Source organism: Agilicoccus flavus (genome assembly GCF_014857905.1).
In the GTDB taxonomy this organism is placed as follows: Bacteria; Actinomycetota; Actinomycetes; order Actinomycetales; family Dermatophilaceae; genus Agilicoccus; species Agilicoccus flavus.
Genome location: NZ_JACYXE010000034.1, coordinates 1 through 2,211, shown reverse-complemented (window position 1 = coordinate 2,211; position 2,211 = coordinate 1). Strand labels below are relative to the sequence as shown.

Here is a 2,211-nt window from a genome sequence, read left to right as displayed (position 1 = left end):
GCGGAAGAATACCTTTGTCTTTCCGAGCCTGAAAGATTCCGAATCCAGACCAGTTTGTTCGAGAATTTTCTCGGTGGCTTTCTCCGGTGTGATAGGTTCTTTGATGAGGTTCGGGCACAGAATTTTGTATCGGAGCTTGAAGTCAGGGTATACCATTCTGTTGGGGAAACCTTTACGGCAAATACGGATGCCTTCAAGCACACCGTTACAGGTGAGCTGATGCATCACAAGGTGAGAGTCGATGAGACCAGCCTGTTTCAATTCATTGGGAATGATACAACGCACGAAGTGAGGTTGGGTGGATCTCAGCGTCGTCATCAAGTTGTTAAGTTGTTCCCTGTAAGCGGAGGAAACGGTAGCGAAACCACCACCCTTCTTTCCACGACCGCCCTTGCCACCGGCACCGCCGGAAGCATCACCAGACTGGCCAGGATGATCAGCGAAGATCTCGACCAGAAGTTTGTTCTGGCCCTTCTTGAACTGGTCGACGACGGTGTCGTTAAGCGGGTCCTTGTTCTTCTCGAGCCAACCGGTGATGTTGTAGCCGACGTTACCGGCGTAGTGACCAATGGCGAAGTGAGCAGCTTGGCAACCTGGCTTGGGGGGTTTGGGCTTCAAGTAAGGAGCAGATTTGCCCAAGTGGTTGTTGTTCAGCTTCTCAACGAAGGTCTGGTCGGTGGCTTTCGGGAACATAGACTCTTCCTCAAGAATGGAGAGGATACCCATAGGCTTTTCAATAAGGTCAATGCAATTTTGGAGGTCCATGCCAAAATCAATGAAAGTCCATTCGATGCCTTCGCGCTGGTACTCCTCTTGCTCGAGCACGAACATGTGATGGTTAAAGAACTGTTGCAGTTTCTCATTGGTGAAGTTAATGCAGAGTTGCTCGAAACCGTTGAAGTCGAAAATTTCGAAACCAGCAATATCCAGTACACCGATGAAGTGCTGCCTCTTTTGTTTGGTGTCTAGGGTCTCGTTACATTTCTTGACGAGCCACTTGAAGAGACGATCGAAGATACCCTTGCAGAGGGCACCAACGGAGTTGATGACCTGGTCCTTGTTACGACCCTGGGTCACGAACTCGTTTCCGACCTTGATGCGGGGCTTCAACAAGTTCTTGTACAGGTCAGCGCAGTCGACGCCGAGGAGCTTGGCAACTTTGTCACCGTCCTCGGTACCGTCAGCCTCGGCCTGCTCCTCGCGACCCCTCTGCTTGAACTTCATGCAGCCCATATGCATGACGGCAGCAGTGATCTTGTATACATTGTCTTTCTCCTCTTGGGTGAAACCAAGGATGTCGAAGGCTTGGTCGGTAATTCTCATTTCCTCCCCGTCATCGACGCCGGGAATGACCGTCTTTCCTTGGGACACGATGTTGTAGTCCATGACGTCGTTGGACAAAAGGCAGATGGCTTTAAGACCGTTGACGGAGCCGGACATCATCTGGTAGAAGATGTGGTAAGAACGCTCAAGAGCTTGCTGGGAGATGACACGAGCCTTCTCAAGCAGATAGGTTTCGATGTCAGCACCAGCCAGTTTTCCGGATGGACCGAAATGGATACGGATGAATTTACCGAAACGAGAGGAGTTGTCGTTACGGACGGTCTTAGCGTTACCGAACGCTTCAAGTACAGGGTTGGTTTGTACTACTTGATCTTCCAGGGAGCCCTTCTTCTCCTGGCTTGGGTCCTTCTTCTGGGAGGCACCGACAGTGGCGAAGTACGCAATTACCTTCTTCGTGTTCTCAGTCTTACCAGCACCAGACTCACCGGTAATCAACATAGATTGATTCTCGTGGTTGGTCAGCATGTTGACGTAAGCGCCGTCGGAAATGGCGAAGATGTGAGGTGGCACTTCCGAACGACGCTTGCCACGGTACAGCTTGGCGCATCGTGTCGTGTACACGGGGAATCTCTTGTAAGGGTTGATGGCCACACAGAAGAGACCCGAGTACGTGTAAATGAGTTTATGGTAATATCTCTGCTTCAAATTATACAATACTGAAGCGTCGTTGAGATATGTCAAGTTGGACATATCTTCGCATTTTTCGTACTTGGGCGGGTTGACTTGCGCTACTTGATCCTTTTTGAAGTCTTTAGTCTCGCCACCGGGCAGGTTGACGGTGACCAGGTCTCCCTTGGTGGCCTTGATCTCGCCCTGCACGAAGCCCTCCTTTTCATCAGGCACCCAGCATGCCTTCTTGCCATCGTA

General features: G+C 50.8%; 1 protein-coding gene. It reads right to left on the bottom strand.

The annotated features are described in order from the left end of the window. Positions 1-2,163: hypothetical protein (locus tag ICW24_RS20045; RefSeq protein WP_226347292.1), on the bottom strand; the 2,163-nt coding region annotated here is incomplete at its 3' end. Positions 2,164-2,211 lie beyond the last annotated feature (48 nt).